This window comes from Rahnella sp. CFA14(1/10) (assembly GCF_004195095.1).
GTDB classification, from domain to species: domain Bacteria; phylum Pseudomonadota; class Gammaproteobacteria; order Enterobacterales; family Enterobacteriaceae; genus Rahnella; species Rahnella perminowiae.
This window is the reverse complement of sequence record NZ_SEWS01000002.1, coordinates 96380-117604: the sequence shown is the minus strand read 5'-3', so window position 1 is coordinate 117604 and position 21225 is coordinate 96380. Positions and strand designations below refer to the sequence as shown.

Below are 21225 nucleotides of genomic sequence, written 5' to 3'. Positions count from 1 at the left end.
GAAAATTATGATGAAACAAACAGATGATTTTGAACGTGTTTCACTGGGATTTTTCCCCACACCGCTGGAGCGCCTGAACACACTTGGCGATTCACTTGGCATCACGCTGGATATCAAACGTGATGATTACACCGGTTTTGGCGGAGGCGGAAACAAAGTCCGCAAACTGGAATATCTGATGGCCGACGCCTGCCGTCAGCAGATCAATGTGGTGATCACCACCGGCGGGCATCAGTCCAACCACGCCCGCATGGTAGCGGCGGCGGCGCGTAAGTTCGGCATGAAACCGGTGCTGGTGTTGCGTGGCAATCAGCCGGATGTCTATCAGGGCAATCTTCTGCTCGATAAGTTGTTCGGTGCGGAGCTGGAATTTCTCGATCCCGAGGGCTATTTCACCCAAATTAAAGGCGCGATGAACGCCCATGCCGACGCCGCACAGGCGCGGGGCGAAAAGGCGCTGATTATTCCGCTCGGCGGTGCCACACCGCTCGGGGCACTGGGTTATGTGCGTGCCATAGAAGAAATGGACGCCCAGTTGAGAGAACGCAATCAGTTGCCGCCGGACGTGATTGTTGCCCCGACCGGTTCCGGCGGCACGCTTGCCGGGCTTTACGTCGGCGCACGCAAATACTGGCCGGACACCAGAATTGCCGGCATCAGCGTCAGCGCCAAAGCAGAATGGTTTCAGACACGGATTTCCGCTATGGCGCAGGATTGCGCGGATTTGCTGGAATGGTCGCAAAACTGGACGCCGGAAGATATCTGGATTGAGGACGGATTCGTCGGCACCGCGTATGGCGTGCCGTCTGACGGCGGCATTGAAGCCATCTATCGCGTCGCCCAGGCCGAAGGTTTACTGCTGGATCCGGTCTACACCGGCAAAGCCATGCACGGGCTGATCAGTCTGGTGGAGCAAGGTAAAATCAGCGCCGGTTCACGGGTGATTTTCGTCCATTGCGGCGGCTCTCCGGCGCTGTACCCCTTTGCGCAGACCTTGCTGGAGCACTGAGATGACGCAGGGTTTCCGCTATCTGAGTCAGCAGGATGTGATGACGCTCGGCGGTACGCAGGCGCAGGCTGCACTGGATGATATTCGTGACGTTGTCACCTTAATGCGTCAGCAACAGGCGCAGATGCCGTCGGAAACCCATGTCACTCTCGGTGGCGACCGGGGAAAAGCCTACGCGCTGCCCGCCAGTGTGGGTGGCCGTTTCAATGCCGCAGGGGTGAAATGGACGGCACATCGCCCCGATGCACACGACGGTCTGCCGCAGGCGATGGCGATGACGCTGATTAACCGCGCAGATAATGGTTTGCCGCTCGGGCTGGTGGAAAGCGCCGCGCTGACGGCCACCCGCACCGCCGCCGTCTCGGCGCTGGCGTTGCGCCATGCCGCACCGCGCCCGGTTCAGCACGTCCTCCTGCTCGGCACCGGCGTGCAGGCCACGGCGCATCTTGAGATGCTGCGCCAGCTTTTCCCTGAGCTGAAACAGGTCAGCTGGTGGAGCCGCAGCGCAACGGTTTTTGCCCCGGACAGCGAAAACCTGCCGTGGCCGCTGATCAGGTTCAGCAATTTACAGCACGCCTGCGCACAGGACGCCGGTGCGGTGATCACCTGCACCAGCGCCGCAGAACCCCTGCTGGGCACGGAGGCAATCCGTCCCGGAAGGCTGGTTATCCAGGTGGGTTATCACGAAGTCACGTTCGAAGCGATTGCCCGCGCCACACGGGTGGTGGTCGATTTGTGGGGAGATTTCTGCGAAACCAGCGCCAAAAGTCTTTTTCAGATGTACCGCGCCGGAAAATTTTCGCCGGACCGCGTGGATGCCGATTTACCCCATCTGCTGCTCGATGGCTGGCGGCCTGCGCCGGATGACAGTGTGTATTTCTCCTCGTTTGGCCTCAACGTCTTCGACATCGCCCTGGCAGCCCGCGTACTGGCACTCGCGCAGCAACAGGGAACCGGTACGTTGTTACCGCTTTTTCCGGAGTCATTTTACCTTGACTGATTATTCTGCATTACCCTTGCCGCGCATCCTTATCAGCGCCGCCGAACTGCTTGAACGCCACAAAAATGGCGAGCAGTTTGCGCTGATTGATGTCCGTGAAATCACGCAGTGGCAGGCCGGAACCCTGCCGGGCGCACATCATCTGAATGTCTATGATTACTTTATTCCCGACAGCACCCAGGCCGGTGTGAACAGCCTGTTCAATGCCTTTCGGTCTGCCTGGCAGGAACTGGCTATAAGTGACAGCGTCACGCCTGTTTTCTTTGAACAACAGGTCGGTATGCGCTCCCCGCGCGGTGCATGGTTTGCGCTATGCGGCGGTATCTGTCAGCCACTGGTGCTTGATGGCGGACTGGATGCCTGGCAACGCGCAGGCGGCGATCTCATACCGGGAACCGGCAACAGCGCAGTGATAAGCGCCGACAATCCGGATTACCGTACGGACGCCAGCATGAACATCGCACTGGCGGCCACGCGGGCCGAAGTGCTTGCGGCACAGGCAACGGGCGCAGAGATTGTGGACGCACGTCGTCCGTCAGAATTCACGGGGGAATTTGCGCATGAATGCTGTCAGCGGGCAGGAAGGATCCCCGGTGCGAAGTTGCTGTTCTGGGAGGATGTGGTGCATAACGGCGGGTTTCCGGATGCCGGCGAAATCCGCCATCGCGCGGAAAAAGCCGGACTGCGGCCCGACCGGCGGAACATTATTTATTGTCACCGGGGCGCACGCGCCGCCACAGTATTCATCGCTTTGCAGCTGGCGGGTTACCGGCAACTGGCCATTTATGTCGGTTCCTGGCATGAATGGGCAGGTCATCCTGAACTGCCCCTGCTGACGGATTTTAACTGACATTGCGCAGTTTCAGCGCCTGCGTGATATCCGGCGCTGCCGCCAGTAAAGTTTGTGTGTAAGCATGCTGCGGCGCGCCCAGCACCTGTGCAGTGAGTCCGCTTTCCACAACCTTGCCATGATAAAGTACCACCACGCGGTCACACACTTGTTTCACCGCGGCGAGATCATGGCTGATAAACAGCACGGTCAGGCCGAGTTGCCGGCGAAGTTCATCCAGCAATGCCAGTATCTGCCCGCGAACCGAGAGATCTAACGCCGACACGGCTTCATCCGCCACCAGTAACTCTGGCTCTAATGCCAGCGCACGGGCAATGGCCACGCGCTGACGCTGACCGCCGGAAAATGCGCCGGGCAAGCGGCTGGCGTGATGTGCTTCCAGTCCCACCCGTTTCAGTAATTCCTCTACCCGCGCCTGAATCTGTCCGGCAGGACGCAATTTCCAGACACGTAGCGGCTCAGCAATTTGCTCACCGATGGTCATTTTGGGGTTCAGACTGGCGTAAGGATCCTGAAAGATAATCTGCGCACGGCTGCGCATTTTTTGCCGTGTGGCGTGACTGGCGCGGGTCAGGGAAACGCCGTCAAATTCGATATCACCGCTGTCAGTTTCCGTCAGGCCAATGATCGCCCGGCCCAGCGTGGTTTTCCCCGAGCCGGATTCACCGATCAGCCCCAGAATTTCACCGCGACGGATATCCAGCGTTGTCGGGAAAAGTACGGTCTGCCGTTTTGCCGGTACAAAAGGGAGATGCTGCGCCTGCGGATAGCTTTTGCTCACGTTGTGTAAACGAACCAGCGGCGATGTCGCGCAGATTTCTGCGGTGACCGGGCGCGGTTCCGGCTGGGAAGCGGCAATCAGTTTACGGGTGTAAGGCTCCTGAGGATCGGTCAGCAGTTTTGCCACCGGCCCTTCTTCCACCCGACTTCCCTGATGCATGACGTAAGCACGGTCGGCGTAACGCGCTACCACGCTCAGGTCATGGGTGATCAGCAGCACACCCATCTGCATTTCCTGCTGCAATTCCAGCAGCAACGCCAGAATTTGCGCCTGAATGGTGACGTCCAGCGCGGTGGTTGGTTCATCGGCAATCAGCAGTGACGGTTTACAGCTGATCGCGCTGGCGATCATGACCCGCTGACGCATGCCGCCGGAAAGCTGATGGATATATTGTTTCGCCCGTTGCTCCGGATTCAGAATACCGACACGATCCAGCAAAACGATGGCCTCACGGTGTGCCTGTTTCCAGTCCAGCCCCTGATGACGTACCAGCACTTCGGCTATCTGTTCCCCGACTTTGAGCACCGGATTCATACTGGTCATCGGTTCCTGAAAAATCATCGCCAGCCGTTTACCCCGCGCAGATGCGTCAAACGTCCTCTGCGGACTGGCAATGGATTTACCGGCCAGCCAGATTTCTCCCCCCGTCATACTCACTCCCGGCGGCAGCAATCCCATCAGCGCCAGCGAACTCAGTGTCTTACCGGAACCGGACTCCCCCACCAGTGCCACCATTTCACGGCGGTTCACCTGCAGGGAAAGCGGTTTGACCAACGGTAATCCGGCATCGGTATGAATGGCGAGGTGGCGAACGTCGAGCAAAGGTCTGGCAGTCGTCATGGCGGTGATCCGGCGAAGAATTAAGCATTGAGAATATATCGTATATTCTCAGGCGACAACCGTAAAGACAGCACGCCGATAGATTAATTTCTGCTAATTAAGCATGATTTATCAGGGTTTATCCCTCAGACGCAAAAACCTGCCGACAGTCTCACCGTCGCCGAGTGTCATGGGGAAAACGCCTCAGACCTGCGCCATACCGCCATCCACAAACAGTTCCGTGCCGTTGATAAAGCTGGCAGCATCCGAGGCCAGAAACGCCACAACTTTGCCGATTTCTCCCGGTTCTCCCAGACGACCCAGCGGCACCTGTGCGGCAGGCGCATCAAATAAGCCCTGACGGTGCTCATCCGGCACCCGTCCACCCAGACCTGGCGTCCGCACCGGACCGGGACTGACAACATTCACGCGGATCCCACGTCCCTTGAGATCCAGCGCCCAGGAGCGGACAAAGGAGCGACCTGTCTGTGGATCCTTGAAGCGACATACGAAGAATGGAAAGCAGACAACGCCCGCAAGGTTGAGTAATATTATCCCCTGAAGTACAAAACCCGGTCGGCTGACCGGGCTTTCCTCACGTTCCATCCCCATTGATTTCCCGTGTAAATCATCCTTAGTTGCTGGACCCCCTCAGCCGCTTTCGCACGTCTTCAGCTCGCACAATACCCCTACTTGTTAACGTGGCTTTCACCACCCGATGCTACTGGCAGCAGTGGAGCCGGTACGGCTGTCTCCATTGTTCCTCAATCAAAACTCGTCATGGTTTGGGAGCGTACAGCCTGAAAAAATACCCTACTCATAGGGGCATTCATCACTCTTATCTTCCGGTTCTTCACGATGTCGGCAGCGATTTACGAGAAAGCCAACCATCAGCCACAGCACCATAAAAACCGTAAATATCTTCCAGAACATGACACGTCTCCTTAAGTTTTGGAGACCATAGCCAGATAAACCACAAGATGATAATGGTTAATAACGATCAAATTGTTGGTATTGATCGGTGACACCGATCAATATTTTTTAAGCGGGTTATCAGGTGCGGGGTTTTAACGGCGTTACAATCAATTCCGGACAGTCCAAAAGAGGCATTTTAAAGGTCGTTAGACAGTCCGGAATTGAGCGCGAAACAGTCCGGAAGATTTCGCCGCGCTACAATTATTGGCCAGATAACACCAATAATGTCTGAAAAAATCATTTGACCAGGGTTTCTGTCAACAGACCAACATGCTGATGGTAATAATAATAGTTATCACTCTCCGGTATTTATTGCCTCACTGAAAAAATGCGTATTTATTGGAAGATAGTTTTAAAATTAAGGTTACGTTAATAATTCTTTCGTAAGATTCATAATGTCGATAAATCCATTAAGGCAATGGCTATGAAATCACGAATTTGGAATAGGTTACCTCACGAGTACGCCCCTTTTTTCCGTGCTCTTCACATTGTTGTGGCACTTTTAATATTTTCACAAATTATCAATTCCAATTTTACTGAAACTGAAGCGCTTACCGAACATGGCCTGGACTCAGTGATAACCTGGGTACATGTAATTTCCGGGTTTGGGCTGATCATCTGTGGTTTCATGTTGCTTGGCTGGATGATGACCCGGAGAGGTTTTACTTACTATTTTGCATGGGCAAAGCTTGATTTTTCGGGTATTAAACAAGATATAAATACGCTGATGAAATATCGCTTACCAGAATCTCACTCTGGGGGTATTGCCAGTACTGTTCAGGGGCTTGGTGTTCTGGCGTTATTATGCGTCGCAATGTCGGGGGGGTTATGGTTCTTACTCAATGCTGTTAAATCTGATTTGGCCGACACTATTATCGGGTGGCATAAGTTTCTTACCACTTTTATTGAAGTATATTTTTATGCGCACGGGGCAATGGGAGTTTTACATCTGTTAATTGAACGATATAAAAACCACTCCCCGGCTATTAATGATTAAATTATTGCCGGGTGAATGATGACATTCAGCAATTTTTAATTATGTGATACCGCCTTTCGCACAATAGCGGCTGCAAGATTCTTTTTGTGACCAGACGGGTCGACCCAATTGTTGCCAGAGCTGCGGGGCAAAGTGGCATTCACACTCAGGCCCGGATTTTGCGCTTAAGACAGATAATTTGCCGTACCGATTCGCGCAAGCTGATGGTCCGGAATATATCGCGCATCATCGATATATCGGCCTGTAATCCACGCCACCTGCCGATTTTAGCGGCTTTATACGGGCTGATAACGCCCTGCCATCTGATGACCTGTAAGCGAAATCCGGCGGCAATCCAGCGCTGATTGATCCAGACTTCCAGCCCGAAATGCGGCAACCGGCGGATCTCCCCGAGATGCTTCGCCACTAACCCGCGCGCAAACACCCGCTCACCGGAGATATAATCCAGCCCGATAAATCGCCAGACCCACGGGCTGTTACGCCTCAGGCTTATCGTGACATCAGCCTGATGTTGCATCACCGGCCGGATGAGCGCCGTAATATCGTCATCATTCAGCCCGACAAGATCCGCGTCAAGCATCAGCAGATGGCTGCCCGTTGCCACAGCAATGCCTTCGGCCACGGCGTAACTTTTACCGCGATTTTCAGGCAGGCTGATCACCCTGATCCCCCTGCCTTGTGCGACTTGTGCGGTATTATCGCCGGAGCCGTCATCCACCACGATAATCTCCAGCAGCAAAGGGTGATTCTGCACCACATCCAGCACCCTGCCGATACGACCGGCCTCATTGTGTGCCGGAATAATGCAACTCACCGTCATCATTGTTTAGACCTCACCCAGAGCACCCCCGTCACGGCCAGCAGGATGAACAGGCCAAGGGATACCCAGGCTATCCAGTTATTCACCTCTGCGATAATATCGCCGAACATCCAGCCGAGGCCCAGAAGAAACAGGCTTTTAGGAATGGCCGCGATGATGTTATAGAACAGAAAAGGCACCAGCGGCATCCGCGCTATTCCCGCGCCGGTTAGCACCAGTGCGCCAGCGGAATGGGTCAGTTTGGCGAGCACCAGCAACCGCCCGCCTTTGCGATCAAAACTTTTCACCATTTTTTCCAGCCGCGGCTGTGTCAGCCCGAGACGGGCCAGCCAGCCGGGCGGTTGTCCGTCAGCTTTGATCACCCAGCGTCCGAGCGAGTAAAAAATGATATCCCCGAGCACTTCCCCCACCATCACCACGGTAAACATGGCGGACACGCTGAAATAGCCGAGACGGGCGAAGTAGCCTGCAATCACCGTCACTACCGGCCCTTCAAGGATGGCCAGCGGCGTCATGATCAACAGGCCGTGCGTTCTGATAAGCGTTTCGAGTGTTTCAAGAGAAAACATGCTGTCCTTATTTCCCTGAGTGCTGACTGGCAGACACCGGTTGTTTTTTGCCTAAGTGCCCTTCACCCAAAATAGTGCCGCGCCACGTAAAACCGCGCCCGGTCCAGCACCATAACCACAAGGCGGGCAGCAGGATATCGCGGATGCACATCGCCAGAATATCTCTTAGCTGATGCGGCCAGCCGAGCGCTTTGGCCAGCGCCCATTCGCCGCCATACCACAACACAAAAAGCACAGGAGCTGCAAACAGGGGTAAATCACCGCGGAGGGTCAGCCAGACCACTGCTGCCAGAGCAGGCAGGAAACCCATAATAATTTCAGGCACAAACAGCCAGAAAAAACCGGCACGCCGGATGCGCGCCCAGCGCAGTTGTCTGCTCCAGACCGCTTCCAGGCTGCGATGCCCGATAGGCTGCACAAAAGGTTGCGCGGGCAGACGGACTTTCAGCCCCGCGCGGCGTACCAGTTTGGTTGAGGCGACATCTTCCGCCAGCTCACTGCCCAGCGCTGCCATTCCGCCACCATTATCAAGCACCTCGCGCCGCCAGCACAACGTTTTCCCCTGCGCAAAACCGTTACCCAGAAAATCCGACAGATACTGCCAGCGCGCCTGATGCGTATTCAGCATTGCGGCTTCTACGGCACCCCATAAATTCTCCGGGATCATCCCGACTGCCGGAGAACTCACCAGCCCGGTCTGACTGTCAAAAGTATTCGCCAGTGAACGCAGATAATCCGGCGGTAACAGCAGATTGCTGTCTGCCATTGCCACCACGCCTGCGGTGGTATTGCTCCAGGCTTTATTAAGATTATTCACTTTCGGATTGGCGGATATCTTGTCATCGCCAATCAGCAGTCGTGCAGGCTTATCGGGGAATTCCGCCATCAGTTTTTCCACCAGCGGGATCACCGGATCAAACCGTGACGCCACGCAAAACACAATTTCATAAGCGGGATAATCCTGATAAAAACTGGAGCGCATGGTCTCCTCTTCGAAGGCGTTATGCCCGCACAATGGCCGCACCAGCACGATAAATTCCGAGGTTTCATGCACTTCATCGCGCAGGACGCCACTGCGCATCCGCCACCAGGCGATGACGAGAGAGGAAAACTGAAGGGTAATCAGTATGCTGCCAATCGTGGCGGTCACTGCGGTGTTTAATACCATGACGATGCCCCTTTATTGAAAATATCTGCGATGAGAATTCCAGACTTCCGGCAGTCAGAACGCTCATCCTACAGACGTTACGTTAAGGAATTCTTAAAGGGACATCGCGGGGACACGCTATCCGTCACGTTCAGTTAAAAGTAATACAGCAGGCACCCTGTTCCGTGCCGGAAAGCTGGCTGCGCACGGCCATAACCGATATGTTCTGCGCTCAGATCAGGCTGATAAGGCTGACGTTGTGCCAGTACGGCAGGTTCAAACTTAATTATTAGCAGTGAAACATTTTCCGGGTTACGTATTAACAGGCAAATAACATACACAGCGGGTATTAAATCCCCGGGAATGTTTGCGCGGGATTGATGGTTTAACACCGTATTCACCGCTTAATTTTCCTTTCCGCCTTGTAATTATTTACTTCCTTGTCTATTACTAAATGCAGTGATAACTCATTGTTTAAAAGGTGGGTTATTGTTTAACAGGGATTTCAATCAATAAGCGTCTTCCTGTTGTTCTCCTTCAATTTACTGAGCAATTTTAAATCTGAGGCTTACATGAAAATATCTAAAGCTCTGCTGGCACTGGCTGTGATGGGTTGTGTCTCTTTTAGCGCTTATTCAGCTGAATTAATGAAGAAAGTAGATTTTGAAAAAGTGGCTTCGCAGTATACCAAAGTCGGTTCTGTCACTACCTCAAATAAAACCTCGCAGTCCGGTGCCATTGAAGATCTCTCGAAGAAAGCCGATAAAAAAGGCGGCGATGTATTTGTATTAACCTCCGGTAATACCAACAATAAAATTCACGGCACTGCTGACGTTTATAAGAAAAAATAAATCTTTTGGTTGATACTCAATATAAAAAGGCCCGCAAAAATTGCGGGTTTTTTGATGCACACTGATGCTGATTATCATTTCCTGTTTCTGGCCGTAAGCCGGACCTTTGCTTCCTCTTCTTGAAAGGGACATTTTATGCTGCTGTCGGCTCCGCTGATGCTGGTTGTAATTGGCCTGGGATCGTTACTCGCGCAGTGGCTGGCCTGGTTGCTGAAAATCCCTGCGATCCTGCCTTTGCTGTTACTGGGTGTAGTGCTGGGGCCGGTCACGCACGTCGTTATGCCCGATGCCCTGTTTGGCGATTTGCTGTTTCCGCTGGTCTCAATATCGGTGGCTATCATTTTGTTCGAGGGCGCGCTGACGCTCAGAATTGATGAAGTCCGCGGATTGGGTGGCGTGGTCCGCAATCTGGTCACGATTGGCATGCTGGTCACGTTCTGCGTGATCAGCCTCGCCTGCTGGTGGCTGCTCGGGTTTGAACCGGAACTGGCAGCGCTGGTCGGTGCGGTAACGGTGGTGACCGGTCCGACAGTGATTGCACCGTTAATGCGCGTGGTTCGCCCGAACGCGGCGATTAATCAGGTTCTGCGCTGGGAAGGAATTGTGATTGACCCGGTAGGCGCGATTTTCACGCTGCTGGTATTCGAATTCATCACCCTGCGCCAGCACGCCGAATCACTGATGCATCTGTTCTGGACACTCGGTGCAACCGTCGCCGTCGGGCTGGTGCTGGGCTCGGTTTTTGGTTATGCGCTCGGCGTGGCCCTGCGCCGCGTATGGATCCCCGCCTATCTGCAAAACCTGGGAGTACTGGCGGTGATGCTGACCGCTTTTGGCGTTTCCAATGCCATTGCCGATGAATCGGGCATGCTGACCGTCACCGTGGCGGGCATCTGGCTGGCCAATATGCGTGATGTGGATACCACCGACATTCTGGCATTTAAAGAGGAACTGTCAGCAATTCTGATCTCCGCACTGTTTATCATTCTGGCTGCCAGGCTGGATCTCCATGCACTGATGGCGATGGGCTGGCCACTGATTATTTTGCTGCTGGTGGTGCAGTTTGTTGCGCGTCCGCTGTGTATAGCCGTGTCAACCTGGCGGTCATCGTTGCACTGGCGGGACCGGTTATTACTGTGCTGGATAGCGCCGCGGGGCATTGTCGCCGCCGCCGTCAGCTCCCTGTTCGCCCTCACGCTACAACGCATGCATTACCCGCAGGCCGACAAACTGGTGACCGTGGTCTTTGCCGTGATCATCGGCACCGTGGTATTACAAAGCCTTTCCAGCCGTGCCATCGCACGCGGATTACGGGTGCAACAAAAAGCACCGCGTGGCGTGCTGATCATCGGCGCGAACGGTGTAGCCAGAATGCTGGCAAAAGTACTGATGAAGCAGGATATTCCGGTGCGGCTCACCGACAGCAGCTGGGAATATTACCGGCAGGCGCGGATGGACGGCATTCCGGCGTATTACGGTAACGCGTGGTCTGAACATGCGGAAAACTATCTGGATCTGAGCAGCACCGCGCAGGTGCTGGCACTGTCTCCGAACCGCCATCAGAATGCGCTGGCAGTCTACCATTTCAGCCACATTTTCGGCCGGGAAAAGGTATTTGCCGTACGCTCAGGTCCGGTGCCCAAAGGCGGACGCTCGCAGGAAAACAGCCGTTTTCAGCGTCACGAAGTACTGTTCAGCACCGAAGCCACTTACTCCAGGCTCAGTTCCCTGCTGGCGAAAGGCGCGGTGATTAAGGCCACACAGTTAAATGAGAGTTTTGGCTGGATTGATTATCTTGAGAAAAACAGCGGCGTGCTGCCGCTGTTTGCCGTGCGCGAAAACCATTCACTGACAATATTAAAAGAAGGCAATATTCCGCCGGTGCCTTGCACCCTGATTGCCCTGGTGAACGGTGAGTCATAGCGCCATACGGATAATGAATAAATTTTAGAAGGGCCTGATTATCGCCAGAATACCGATGAAGATCACACCGGTAATAATGACCACACCGGCGTTGCGCACCAGGGCGAAATCTTTGACCGGCTGACCGGTGGCGCGGCGACGTAAATCCCCGGAAAGCAGGCCGTGCAGCGCGGAGAGGATCAATACCACGACCAATTTTATCAGCAGCCAGGCATGCGGGAATTTGCCATAACTGACAATCATCACGATGCCCGCCACCCACAACAGGATCATCGCCGGGCTGGTGACACTGCGCGTCCATTTGCGCACCGTCTCAAGCAGTAACTTCTGCCCTGCACTTTCCGCCGCGCCGGATGTGCGCGAATATGCCATCGACACCAGCGCCATGGCCAGCATGCCGCCAATCCACAATATACCCGCAATGATGTGCAAGGCGTTGAACCACTCATGAAGCATTTTTATCTCTCCGGAAGTTAACAACAATTCTGCCTGCGGCGGATGGCTCCAACCCGCTGTCTCTCCGCCGCTTTTAACGGATTATGTCTCTTTCCCGTACTAAAGGCACGGTTAAGTCGTCACTTTTTCTTATTCATACCGGGTGTTTACAAGCAGTAGGTAGACTGGTATACCTACTCGTATCTGTACAAGACGAGATAAATAAAATGTCCACACCTGAATCCGCACGTGACCGGCTGCTCGGTGCCGCCCGCGTTCTGTTTTATAACGACGGCATTGCCGCGACCGGGATTGATGCCATCGTCAAACGCGCCGGTGTCGCCAAAAAAAGCCTCTATAACAATTTCGAATCCAAGGCTGCACTGGTCGCGACGTACATTGAAATCCGTCACGATGAATGGCTGGAGCTGTACGCCCTGCGCGTTAAAAAAGCCAAAACACCACAGGAAAAAGTGCTCGCCGTATTTCAGGCCTATGACGATCACGCTGAATTTGCCTATGAGCGTGGTTTTCGCGGCTGCGGGTTGCTGAATGCCGCCGCCGAACTGCCCGCCGGAGCTCCCGGCAGACAGGCCGTGCGCGGGCATAAAGAACATGTCGAAGCCATCGTAACCGCACATCTTCTGGAACTGTTTCCTGATGACGACGCGAAAGCCCGGCTGATGGCACGGCATTTTTCCTTTTTACTGGAAGGTGCGATTTCGCGTGCGGGTCTGGAGGGCAACGGTCAATGTGTCCGTCAGGCGATGGACATGGCGGCCTCAATGATGGAGGCATCATGACGATAACGCCTCGTGAACGCATGACAGGTGTACTCGCCGTGGTATTTGCTTCCTTTCTCTGGGGGTCAACCGGTACGGCTGCGACATTTGCACCCGACGTCAGCCCGCTGGCGATCGGGGCCGTGGCGATGGGGCTGGGCGGATTGTTGCAGGCGCTGATTTCCGCCAGAGGGATTGTCGCCAGCCGGGTAACACTGCGGCAAAACGGCCGCATGTTACTCACCGGCGCACTGGCGGTCGCGGTTTATCCCCTGGCGTTTTACGCATCGATGCATCTGGCGGGCGTCACGGTCGGCACGGTGATTTCCATCGGTTCCGCCCCGCTGCTGTCAGCGCTGATTGAATATTATCTCGACGGACAACGCCTTACCCGCCGCTGGATGACCGGTGCGGCTATTGGCGTAGCGGGCATGGTGTTGCTTTGCATCGGTAAAAGCGCAGGTCATGCCGTCTCCGGTCAGGGCGACCATACGATTGCCGGTGTGGCGCTTGGCCTGGTTGCCGGGCTGACTTACGCGCTTTACTCCTGGGCGGCACGTCATTTAATGCAGCGCGGCGTCCCTTCCCGTGCGGCGATGGGTGCCACCTTCGGGCTCGGCGGTTTATTGCTGATGCCGGTACTGTGGGTAACCGGCGCGCCGCTTCTGGCCTCGTGGAATAACGCCCTGGTCGGCGCCTACATGGCGCTGATCCCGATGTTTGTAGGTTATGTCTGTTTCGGCTATGCCCTTGCGCGCATTCCGGCCAGCATGGCAACCACCATAACCTTGCTGGAACCGGCGGTCGCGGCGGTGCTGGCGGTCGTGATTGTCGGTGAACGTTTGCCGCCGATGGGCTGGACGGGCATCGGCCTGGTCGTCGCATGCCTGATTTTCATCACCGTACCGCTGAAAAGACGCGCAACCGTACCGGTTTCTGCCTGAAAAAATGGCTCCCGCAGGAGCCATTGCTGTTTTACTTACGCAGGGAGATTACACCACCGCAGGCGCGGCCAGCGAGGCCATATCAATCACAAAACGATAGCGCACATCGGCCTTTTCCATACGCTCAAACGCTTCATTAATTTCATCCATGCGGATCATTTCGCAATCCGGCAGAATGTTTTTCTCCGCGCAGAAATCGAGCATTTCCTGCGTTTCGCGGATCCCGCCAATGGGCGAACCCGCCACGCGGCGACGGCCTAACAGCAGCGGAACGGTGTTAAATTCTTCCATCGGCCCGACCTGCCCGACCAGCACCAGCGTGCCGTCCACATCCAGCAACGGCAGATACGGCGTGATGTCGTGTCTGACCGGTACGGTATCGATGATCAGATCAAAATGATCGTGTGCCTGCGCCATGGCGTCACTGTCGGCACTGACCAGCAGACGGCTTGCGCCTAATTCCAGCGCATCGGCTGCTTTGGCATTGGAACGGCTCACGACCGTAACCTCTGCCCCCAGACCGGCCGCCAGTTTGACCGCCATATGCCCCAGACCGCCCAAGCCGATCACGCCGACGCGGCTGCCCGGCCCGACGTTCCAGGTCTTCAGCGGCGACCAGGTGGTGATACCGGCGCACAGCAGCGGCGCGGCTTTGGCAAGATCTAACCCTTCCGGCATGCGCAGACAAAACTCCTCGCGCACCACTAAATGCTTGGAGTATCCGCCCTGCGTCGGTGCTTTGGTGAAACGGTCATAACCCGCGTAAGTGCCGGTATTACCTTCGCGGCACAACTGTTCTTCACCTTTTTTACACTGATCGCATTCCTGACAACTGTCTACCATGCACCCCACAGCGACATGATCGCCCGGTTTATAGCGGGTGACGCCTTTACCAATCTGTGTGACGCGCCCGACGATTTCATGGCCGGGAACAATCGGATAGTAGCTCCAGCCCCAGTCATTTCTTGCGGTATGTAAATCAGAATGGCAAACGCCGCAATACAGAATTTCCATTGCGACATCGTTATCACGCAGGCCGCGACGTTCAAAGGTAAACGGTGCCAGCGGTTTTTTAGGATCGTAAGCAGCAAATCCGACAGTTTTCATCAGTCAATTCCTGAGTCGTTAATGACCTATTCACTATAGAATTTAACGCCGAAGTCACAAGCCACAGTCCTCCTGAATCCTTGCCTGATCCTGCCCGGTTTATTTCTTAAAGCTGCCGAACATCTTGTAACGGCCGCCCGGATATAACAGCCGGGCGCAGGTGACGACTTTTTCATGATGCCAGGTCCGACGCAGGGTTTGCAGGCATGGCTCGGTCTGATGAATATTCAGCAGGCGCTGCTCGTCGTTACCGGCCATCACGGCCTCAATGGTATGTTCACCCGCCGTCAGCGGTGCCAGCTGGGTGAGATAGGCGAAAGGCGTCGTTTTAGTAAAGTCCTGCTGTAAATACAACGGTGCAATATCCGGATTCACCAGCCGGTCCTCCAGCTGTACCGGAATATCATTTTCGTAATGCACGATCAGCGAATGGAACAACGCTACGCCGGGCGGCAGCATAAATTTCATTGCCATATTGTGACTGGCAATTTGCTCATCCAGTTGCAAAACGCGGGAAGTATGAAAATGCCCGCGGTTTTTGATCTCATCAGAAATGTTATTGACTTCCAGCATCGGCGTAAACGCCTTCATTTCATTGACAAAGGTGCCAACGCCCTGTAAACGCAGCAGGTAGCCTTCGGTGGTTAATTCGCGCAGTGCCCGGTTGATGGTCATCCGGCTGAATCCCAGCTCGGCAACCAGTTCACTTTCTGAAGGCACACGCTGGCGCGGCTGCCAGTGCCCGTGCAGGATCTGGTTGATGATCCCCTGTTTCACCTGCTTATACAGCGGAGATGGCTCGTCTCCGGCGTCCGCAATGACTTCGGATAGCGTTCTGTTTGTTGACATCATTCCTGCCTTGTATATTGCCTGGCGCGCGTTGCCGGAGGTCATTCGCCGGTAAACACCGCCTGTTCTTTCGCCGCCAGTGCGCGCATGCCTTCGTTGCGGTCTTCGCTGGCCGCAATCAGGGCGGACAACGAACGCTCATAACTGATGCCTGCCGTTAAGCCCATATCGAAACTCGCCAGCACGGCTTTTTTGGCCATCTTAATAGCCAGTGGTGCGGCACGGGAAATATTATGCGCAATCGTCAGCGCCTGTGCCGTTAATGCTTCAGGTGTGGTGATGCGGCTGACCAGCCCGGCAGCCAGCGCTTCGGTGGCGCTGATTTTTCGCCCGGCGAGGATGATTTCCATCGCCAGTGATTTCCCCACAGACCTGACCAGCCGCTGCGTCCCCCCTGCGCCGGGGATAATCCCGATATGTGTTTCCGGCAGCCCGATAACGGTTGTGTCATCAGCAATCACGATATCGCACAGTAACGCCAGTTCCAGTCCGCCACCCAGCGCATAACCGGACAGTGCCGCGATCACGGGTTTTTCAATGGCGGCGATCTGATCCCATTTTTCGCTGAAACCGCTGGTGTAAAGGGCTATCGCTGAGGCGGTAGCCAGCGTACCGGTGTCAGCGCCGGCGGCAAACGCCCGCGCTGAGCCGGAAATCACCATGGCGCGGATCTGCTTATCCCCGTCCAGTTCACGCATTTTCTCCAGCAATTGCGTCAGCATCTCCGCACTCAGTGCATTGAGTTTTTCCGGCCGGTTAAGGGTGATATGCGCCACGCCCTGATGTCGTTCACAGCGGATAAGTTCGCTCATGGTTTTTGCATCCTGCTGATGGCGCGGATTGTGGTATTACGGTGCGCGAGCCCTTCTTCAATATCCTGTGCCGTCCACGGATAAAACCCTGCGCCGGTTTTGGTACCCAGGTGGCCCTGCTCAATGTGCTCCAGCAACCACGGCGGCAACGCGTCGTCACGGGATAACACCGGCAATAAGATCGCCGCAACATTCTTTACCGTATCCAGCCCGGCAAAATCCATCAGTTTCAGCGGCCCCATCGCCGACCAGCGCGGTGCAAGTGTGCTTTGCACAGCAAAATCTACGTCTTCGATGCTGGCTATACCGGCCGTCACCAGATGCAACGCCTCGCGCAGCATGGCGTATTGCAGCCGGTTGACGATAAACCCCGGTACGTCTTTATGAAGGGTCACTGTCTGTTTGCCCAGTTGCTGACACAATGCACCGGCCTGCTGACGCGTTTGGTCACTGGTTTGCGGCCCGCAGACAATTTCCACCATCGGCATGACATCAGCCGGATTAAACCAGTGCAGGCCAATAAAACGCGACGGCACCGCCAGCGAAGAGGCAATCTGCCCGACAGGGACGCTGGAGGTGTTGGTGGTCAGCAGACAGTCGTCACTGACCTGTTTTTCGATCTCCTGAAAAATCTGCTGTTTGAGTGCCAGCACCTCAGCGATATTTTCCGAAACAATCTTCGCGCCTTTCAGACATTCCGCCAGGGATGTCGTAAAAGTGACCGCTGATGCCAGTCCGGCGTCGATGCTGTCGATCACTTTTGCAGCCTTGTGCAGCGAGTTTTCCGTACGCGAATAAAGCGCCACCTTAAAACCGCTGGCGGCAAATACCGCCGCGATGCGCGCACCCATGGTGCCCGCGCCAATCACCGCAACCTGTGTTGATGCCATATTATCTGCCTCCGGTTAAATAACGCCCTGTTGCTCCAGTGTGTCCATCTCCTGCGAAGACAGCCCCAGTTGCGCGCTGAGAATGGCGCGCGTGTGTTCACCAAGCCGTGGCGGCATTAAATCGGGTATCTGATGCATGCCGCTCAGCTTCACCGGCTGCGGTAATATGCTGATTTCACCGGCAACCGGATGTTTCACCTGATGCAGTAGTCCCCGTTCAGCGGCATGCGGGCTTTGCAGCAGTTGATCCAGCCCCCAGACCGGGGCGGCAGGAATGCCGTCTGCATCAAGCAGGGCGAGCGCCCCGTCCACGGTTTTGTCGTGCAGCCATTCTTCAATCAGCACCCGTAATGCGTACTGATGTTTCAGGCGCTGCGGATCCGTGGCAAAACGCACATCCTGCACCACTTCCGGTTTACCTATAGTCTGTGCCAGACGGCGGAACAGGCTGTCATTCGCCACGGCAATCACCAGATAACCGTCGGCCGCACGGTAGCTGTCCATCGGGGCGCTGATGGGATGTGCATTGCCCAGTCGCCCGGCCAGCGGTATGCCGCCCAGCAGTTGTGTCAGCGAGACCATTTGCATCGATACCATCGCATCGAGCATGGCGACATCCACATGCTGCCCGAGACCGCTGATGCCCCGTTGCAGCAATGCCGCCAGAATGCCCCACGAACAGTACAGCCCCGAGACCACATCACCAATCGCATCCCCCACCCGGGTCGGTTCACCATTCGCCCAGCCGGTGACCTGCATAATGCCGCCCATTGCCTGGATCACATGGTCATAAGCTGCTTTGTGCGCCAGCGGCCCGTGCTGACCAAAGCCGGAAATACTGGCATACACCAGCTTCGGATTGATCTTCTTCACAGCGTCATAATCAATGCCCAGACGCGTGGTCACGCCGGGCCGGAAGTTTTCCACCAGCACGTCCGCGCCTTCAATCAGTTGCTCCAGCACCGCCCGTCCCTGCTGAGATTTCAGATTCAGCGTCAGGCTTTTTTTGCCGTGATTAAGCAGCATGAAGTAGGTACTTTCACCATGAATATGCGGCGTGAAATCACGGGAATCGTCACCTTTACCCGGCATTTCAATTTTGATCACTTCCGCACCCAAATCATTGAGCAGCGAAGCGCAGTAAGGCCCGGCCAGCACGCGGGAAAGGTCAAGCACTTTGATCCCCTCCAGCGGCCGTGATGTCGCGGATGTACTCATACATTTTCTCCGTCAGCAAGGTCTGCGAAAATCAGGGGGGTCAGCGCGCGCAAGATATCGCCCTGTCCGATCAGCTGACGGATAGCCAGCATATCCGGATACATTTCCTCGTCACTCTGCCGGAAGGCCACCTGCCCGCGCACCAGAGACAATACGGTTTCCGTGCCCGCTGAGGCGCGCAGCGGACGGTGGAATTCCACCGCCTGCGTGGCACACAAGATTTCTATCGCCACAATATCAATGGCATTTTCAACGGCATCAATCGCTTTACGCGCCGCTGTTACCCCCATGGAAATGTGATCTTCCTGTCCGGCACAGGTGGATACGGTATGCACGCTGGCCGGTGCTGCCAGTGCACGGTTTTCCCCTGCCAGCGCGGCCGCAGCGTAAGGCGGGATCATCATGCCTGAATGCGCCCCGCCATTGGCCACCAGAAAAGCCGGTAATCCGCTGAGATGACTGTTTGTCAGTCGGTCAGCGCGGGCCTGCGAACCGGTGCTGAGTTGCGCAATGGCAATCGCCAGTGCATCCAGACACAACGCCACCGGCGCACCGTGCCCGTTGCCGCCCGGCAAAACATTCAGCTCCCCCTCTTCCACAATAAACACCGGATTATCTGTGACCGAATTAACTTCGGTAGTCAGCGTTTTCAGGCAGTAACTCAGTACATCCCGTACCGCGCCATGCATTTGCGGAATGCAGCGCAGGCTCAGTGCGTCCTGAACGCGAAAATCCCGGTATTTATCCAGGATCTCGCTGTCACGCAGGAAACAGCGCAAAATCCGCGCGGTTTCCTGCTGGCCGTCGTGCGGGCGCAATGCGTGAAGGCGGGCATCATACCCGCGGATATTCCCCTTCAGCACTTCCAGGCTCATGCCACCAGCAGCATCCGCCGCCGGCAGTAATTCGCGGAAGGCTTGCGCCGCCAGACAGCCCAGCGCAGTGATTTCATAGGTGCCGCTGACCAGCGCATGGCCTTCGCGCGGACCGGGAATGCGCACGGCAATCCCCGCCCGTTCCAGTGCTTCCCGTGCCGGTAACAGTTCGCCCTGATAGAACGATTTTCCGTAACCAAACACCGACAGCCCGATATGCGCAGTGGCAATCAGGTAACCAACCGACCCCTTGGCAGGCGACCAGGGCGTCACCCCCTTGTTAAGCATGTCGGCCATCGTTTGCACCAGCGCAGGGCTGACGCCACTGTAGCCCTGCAGCAGCGATTTCATCATCACCGCCATCATCGCCCGCACTTCATGCTGCGCCAGCACCGGCCCCGTACCGCAGGCGTGACTTTTCAGCATATTGAGCTGTACGTCAGAAATTTGCTCCGGTGATAAGCGCTGAGTGACCAGGTCACCCACGCCGGTGGTCAGGCCGTAAATGACTTTGTTGTCGGCAATCGCCTGCCTGATTTTCTCATGCACGATCAGCATGGCATCTGACGCTGACGGGTCCGGCAACACCGGTGCCCCGTAAGCGATATCCGCGATATCACGGACGGAGGTTTCCGCCGTGCCTAAGATGACAGTGCGCGTCATCATTTATCCAGCCCGTGCCCGGCCAGCCACTCTTTTGCTACGGCATCCACACTTTCAAAATTCGCCAGTTTGCCGTTCATCACGATCAGATCGCTGGTGGTCAGTTGTCGGGACACGTTGTTCAGCGTGGTTTCGACCACCTCGCTGGCTTTGTCTTTAGCAATCAGCGGCACAATATTTTGCGCCGGGAATAAGTGTCTGGAATCTTCCAGCGCCACCAGATTTTTCGTTTTAATCGCCGGGTCGGTTGAGGTCATGTCCGCGACCTGAATCTGATTATTGGTCAGCGCAGACAGTGTCAGCGGGCCGGCGACGTCGAGCACTTTGAAGTTTTTAAAGGTCAGGCCGTACACTTCGCTCAGCCCTCTCACCCCTTCACGACGGGTTTTCCATTCTGCCGGACCGCCCAGAACCAGCGTTTTCGCCACCGGTGCCAGATCACTGATGTCTTTCAGATTGTGTTTTTTGGCCGTTTTCTCAGTCACAGCCAGCACATCACTGTCCTGCGCGGCTGAGATATCCAGCATTTTGATTTTTTCCGGTAAAGCTTTTGCCAGTGCCGCCGCCACATCTTCAGAAGAATGAGCCTGCGTTTTTTCGTCGAGATAACTCAGGGTGGCACCACTGTATTCCGGGATCAGATTAATGGAGCCATCAAGCAGCGCGGGCATATACACCTCACGGCTGCCAATATTAAGTTTGGTTTCCACCTTCACATTTTTTGCTGCCAGTGCCTGCTCATAAATAGTGGCAATCAGCTGGCTTTCGGGGAAATCCGCTGAGCCGATGATAATAGTGCCCCCCGTATCAGCGGAAAACGCAGCAGGGACGTGTACGACGGCAGCAGAAAACAGGGCAACGGCGAGCAAATTTTTCAATTTCATTTTTGTCAGGCTCCGGAATGAGTGA

At 55.4% G+C, this 21225-nt stretch carries 21 protein-coding genes and 1 pseudogene; 8 read left to right on the top strand and 14 right to left on the bottom strand.

Translation table 11 applies throughout. The annotated features are described in order from the left end of the window. Positions 1-10 precede the first annotated feature (10 nt). Genes EVX52_RS04240 through EVX52_RS04230 form a run of 3 tightly spaced genes read left to right on the top strand, consistent with a single transcriptional unit; the run spans position 11 to position 2859 of the window. On the top strand, positions 11-1009 hold the full coding sequence (locus tag EVX52_RS04240) for a 1-aminocyclopropane-1-carboxylate deaminase/D-cysteine desulfhydrase (RefSeq protein ID WP_129990906.1): 999 nt from the start codon (positions 11-13) through the stop codon (positions 1007-1009). Between the two features lies 1 nt (position 1010). Next, the gene (locus EVX52_RS04235) at positions 1011-2009 is read left to right on the top strand and encodes an ornithine cyclodeaminase (protein ID WP_129990671.1); all 999 of its coding nucleotides are present in this window, start codon (positions 1011-1013) and stop codon (positions 2007-2009) included. Then, positions 2002-2859, top strand: a complete 858-nt coding sequence (locus tag EVX52_RS04230; RefSeq protein ID WP_129990670.1) for a sulfurtransferase — start codon at positions 2002-2004, stop codon at positions 2857-2859. The genes EVX52_RS04235 and EVX52_RS04230 overlap by 8 nt, the downstream gene beginning before the upstream one ends. On the opposite strand, the gene EVX52_RS04225 is transcribed toward EVX52_RS04230, so the two are convergent. Both EVX52_RS04225 and EVX52_RS04220 read right to left on the bottom strand, forming a co-directional pair. Then, on the bottom strand, positions 2852-4480 hold the full coding sequence (locus tag EVX52_RS04225) for an ABC transporter ATP-binding protein (protein ID WP_129990669.1): 1629 nt from the start codon (positions 4478-4480) through the stop codon (positions 2852-2854). The two genes, EVX52_RS04230 and EVX52_RS04225, sit on opposite strands and share 8 nt — an antisense overlap. Positions 4481-4663: 183 nt before the next feature. Next, positions 4664-4939: pseudogene (locus EVX52_RS04220) on the bottom strand (SDR family oxidoreductase); the annotation flags it as partial. Positions 4940-5858: 919 nt separating this feature from the next. On the opposite strand from EVX52_RS04220, the gene EVX52_RS04215 reads away from it, so the two are divergent. Then, on the top strand, positions 5859-6431 hold the full coding sequence (locus EVX52_RS04215; protein WP_129990668.1) for a cytochrome b/b6 domain-containing protein: 573 nt from the start codon (positions 5859-5861) through the stop codon (positions 6429-6431). 145 nt (positions 6432-6576) lie between these two features. On the opposite strand, the gene EVX52_RS04210 is transcribed toward EVX52_RS04215, so the two are convergent. The 4 genes from EVX52_RS04210 to EVX52_RS25260 form a co-directional block, all read right to left on the bottom strand. Further along, the gene (locus EVX52_RS04210) at positions 6577-7254 is read right to left on the bottom strand and encodes a glycosyltransferase family 2 protein (RefSeq protein ID WP_129990667.1); all 678 of its coding nucleotides are present in this window, start codon (positions 7252-7254) and stop codon (positions 6577-6579) included. Continuing rightward, entirely contained in the window at positions 7251-7820 is a 570-nt protein-coding gene (locus EVX52_RS04205) for a DedA family protein (RefSeq protein WP_129990666.1), read from the bottom strand. Before EVX52_RS04205 ends, EVX52_RS04210 begins: the two co-directional genes overlap by 4 nt. Before the next feature lie 7 nt (positions 7821-7827). Further along, positions 7828-8988 carry a ceramide glucosyltransferase gene (locus EVX52_RS04200; RefSeq protein ID WP_129990665.1) on the bottom strand — a complete coding sequence of 387 codons (1161 nt, stop codon included), beginning with the start codon at positions 8986-8988 and terminating at the stop codon, positions 7828-7830. A 134-nt stretch (positions 8989-9122) separates the two neighbouring features. Then, positions 9123-9368 (bottom strand): hypothetical protein, encoded by a 246-nt coding sequence (locus EVX52_RS25260; RefSeq protein WP_165385160.1) that lies wholly within the window; start codon positions 9366-9368, stop codon positions 9123-9125. A 171-nt stretch (positions 9369-9539) separates the two neighbouring features. Between EVX52_RS25260 and yahO the strand changes: the two genes are divergently transcribed. Continuing rightward, positions 9540-9818, top strand: a complete 279-nt coding sequence (gene yahO / locus EVX52_RS04190) for a DUF1471 family periplasmic protein YahO (RefSeq protein ID WP_129951380.1) — start codon at positions 9540-9542, stop codon at positions 9816-9818. Between the two features lie 135 nt (positions 9819-9953). Then, positions 9954-11741 carry a sodium:proton antiporter gene (locus EVX52_RS04185; RefSeq protein WP_129990664.1) on the top strand — a complete coding sequence of 596 codons (1788 nt, stop codon included), beginning with the start codon at positions 9954-9956 and terminating at the stop codon, positions 11739-11741. 24 nt (positions 11742-11765) lie between these two features. Here the strand turns inward: EVX52_RS04185 and EVX52_RS04180 are convergent, their stop codons facing one another. Then, complete coding sequence (locus EVX52_RS04180; RefSeq protein WP_129990663.1) at positions 11766-12197, bottom strand: CopD family protein; 432 nt, start codon at positions 12195-12197, stop codon at positions 11766-11768. 206 nt (positions 12198-12403) lie between these two features. Between EVX52_RS04180 and EVX52_RS04175 the strand changes: the two genes are divergently transcribed. After that, complete coding sequence (locus EVX52_RS04175; protein WP_129951383.1) at positions 12404-12979, top strand: TetR/AcrR family transcriptional regulator; 576 nt, start codon at positions 12404-12406, stop codon at positions 12977-12979. Next, positions 12976-13902 carry a DMT family transporter gene (locus tag EVX52_RS04170; protein WP_129990662.1) on the top strand — a complete coding sequence of 309 codons (927 nt, stop codon included), beginning with the start codon at positions 12976-12978 and terminating at the stop codon, positions 13900-13902. The genes EVX52_RS04175 and EVX52_RS04170 overlap by 4 nt, the downstream gene beginning before the upstream one ends. 48 nt (positions 13903-13950) lie before the next feature. On the opposite strand, the gene EVX52_RS04165 is transcribed toward EVX52_RS04170, so the two are convergent. From EVX52_RS04165 to EVX52_RS04135, 7 genes are all read right to left on the bottom strand, one after another. Beyond that, positions 13951-15009 carry an NAD(P)-dependent alcohol dehydrogenase gene (locus tag EVX52_RS04165; RefSeq protein ID WP_129951385.1) on the bottom strand — a complete coding sequence of 353 codons (1059 nt, stop codon included), beginning with the start codon at positions 15007-15009 and terminating at the stop codon, positions 13951-13953. A 99-nt stretch (positions 15010-15108) separates the two neighbouring features. Then, complete coding sequence (gene hutC, locus EVX52_RS04160; RefSeq protein WP_129990904.1) at positions 15109-15858, bottom strand: histidine utilization repressor; 750 nt, start codon at positions 15856-15858, stop codon at positions 15109-15111. 41 nt (positions 15859-15899) lie between these two features. After that, positions 15900-16670: an enoyl-CoA hydratase-related protein gene (locus EVX52_RS04155; RefSeq protein WP_129951386.1), complete on the bottom strand. Its 771-nt coding sequence runs from the start codon at positions 16668-16670 to the stop codon at positions 15900-15902. After that, entirely contained in the window at positions 16667-17560 is an 894-nt protein-coding gene (locus tag EVX52_RS04150; protein WP_129951387.1) for a 3-hydroxyacyl-CoA dehydrogenase family protein, read from the bottom strand. Before EVX52_RS04150 ends, EVX52_RS04155 begins: the two co-directional genes overlap by 4 nt. A 15-nt stretch (positions 17561-17575) precedes the next feature. Next, positions 17576-18778 (bottom strand): CaiB/BaiF CoA-transferase family protein, encoded by a 1203-nt coding sequence (locus tag EVX52_RS04145; RefSeq protein ID WP_129990661.1) that lies wholly within the window; start codon positions 18776-18778, stop codon positions 17576-17578. After that, positions 18775-20319 (bottom strand): histidine ammonia-lyase, encoded by a 1545-nt coding sequence (gene hutH, locus EVX52_RS04140; RefSeq protein ID WP_129990660.1) that lies wholly within the window; start codon positions 20317-20319, stop codon positions 18775-18777. The genes EVX52_RS04145 and hutH overlap by 4 nt, the downstream gene beginning before the upstream one ends. Continuing rightward, positions 20316-21200 (bottom strand): ABC transporter substrate-binding protein, encoded by an 885-nt coding sequence (locus EVX52_RS04135; RefSeq protein WP_129951390.1) that lies wholly within the window; start codon positions 21198-21200, stop codon positions 20316-20318. Before EVX52_RS04135 ends, hutH begins: the two co-directional genes overlap by 4 nt. Positions 21201-21225: the final 25 nt, after the last annotated feature.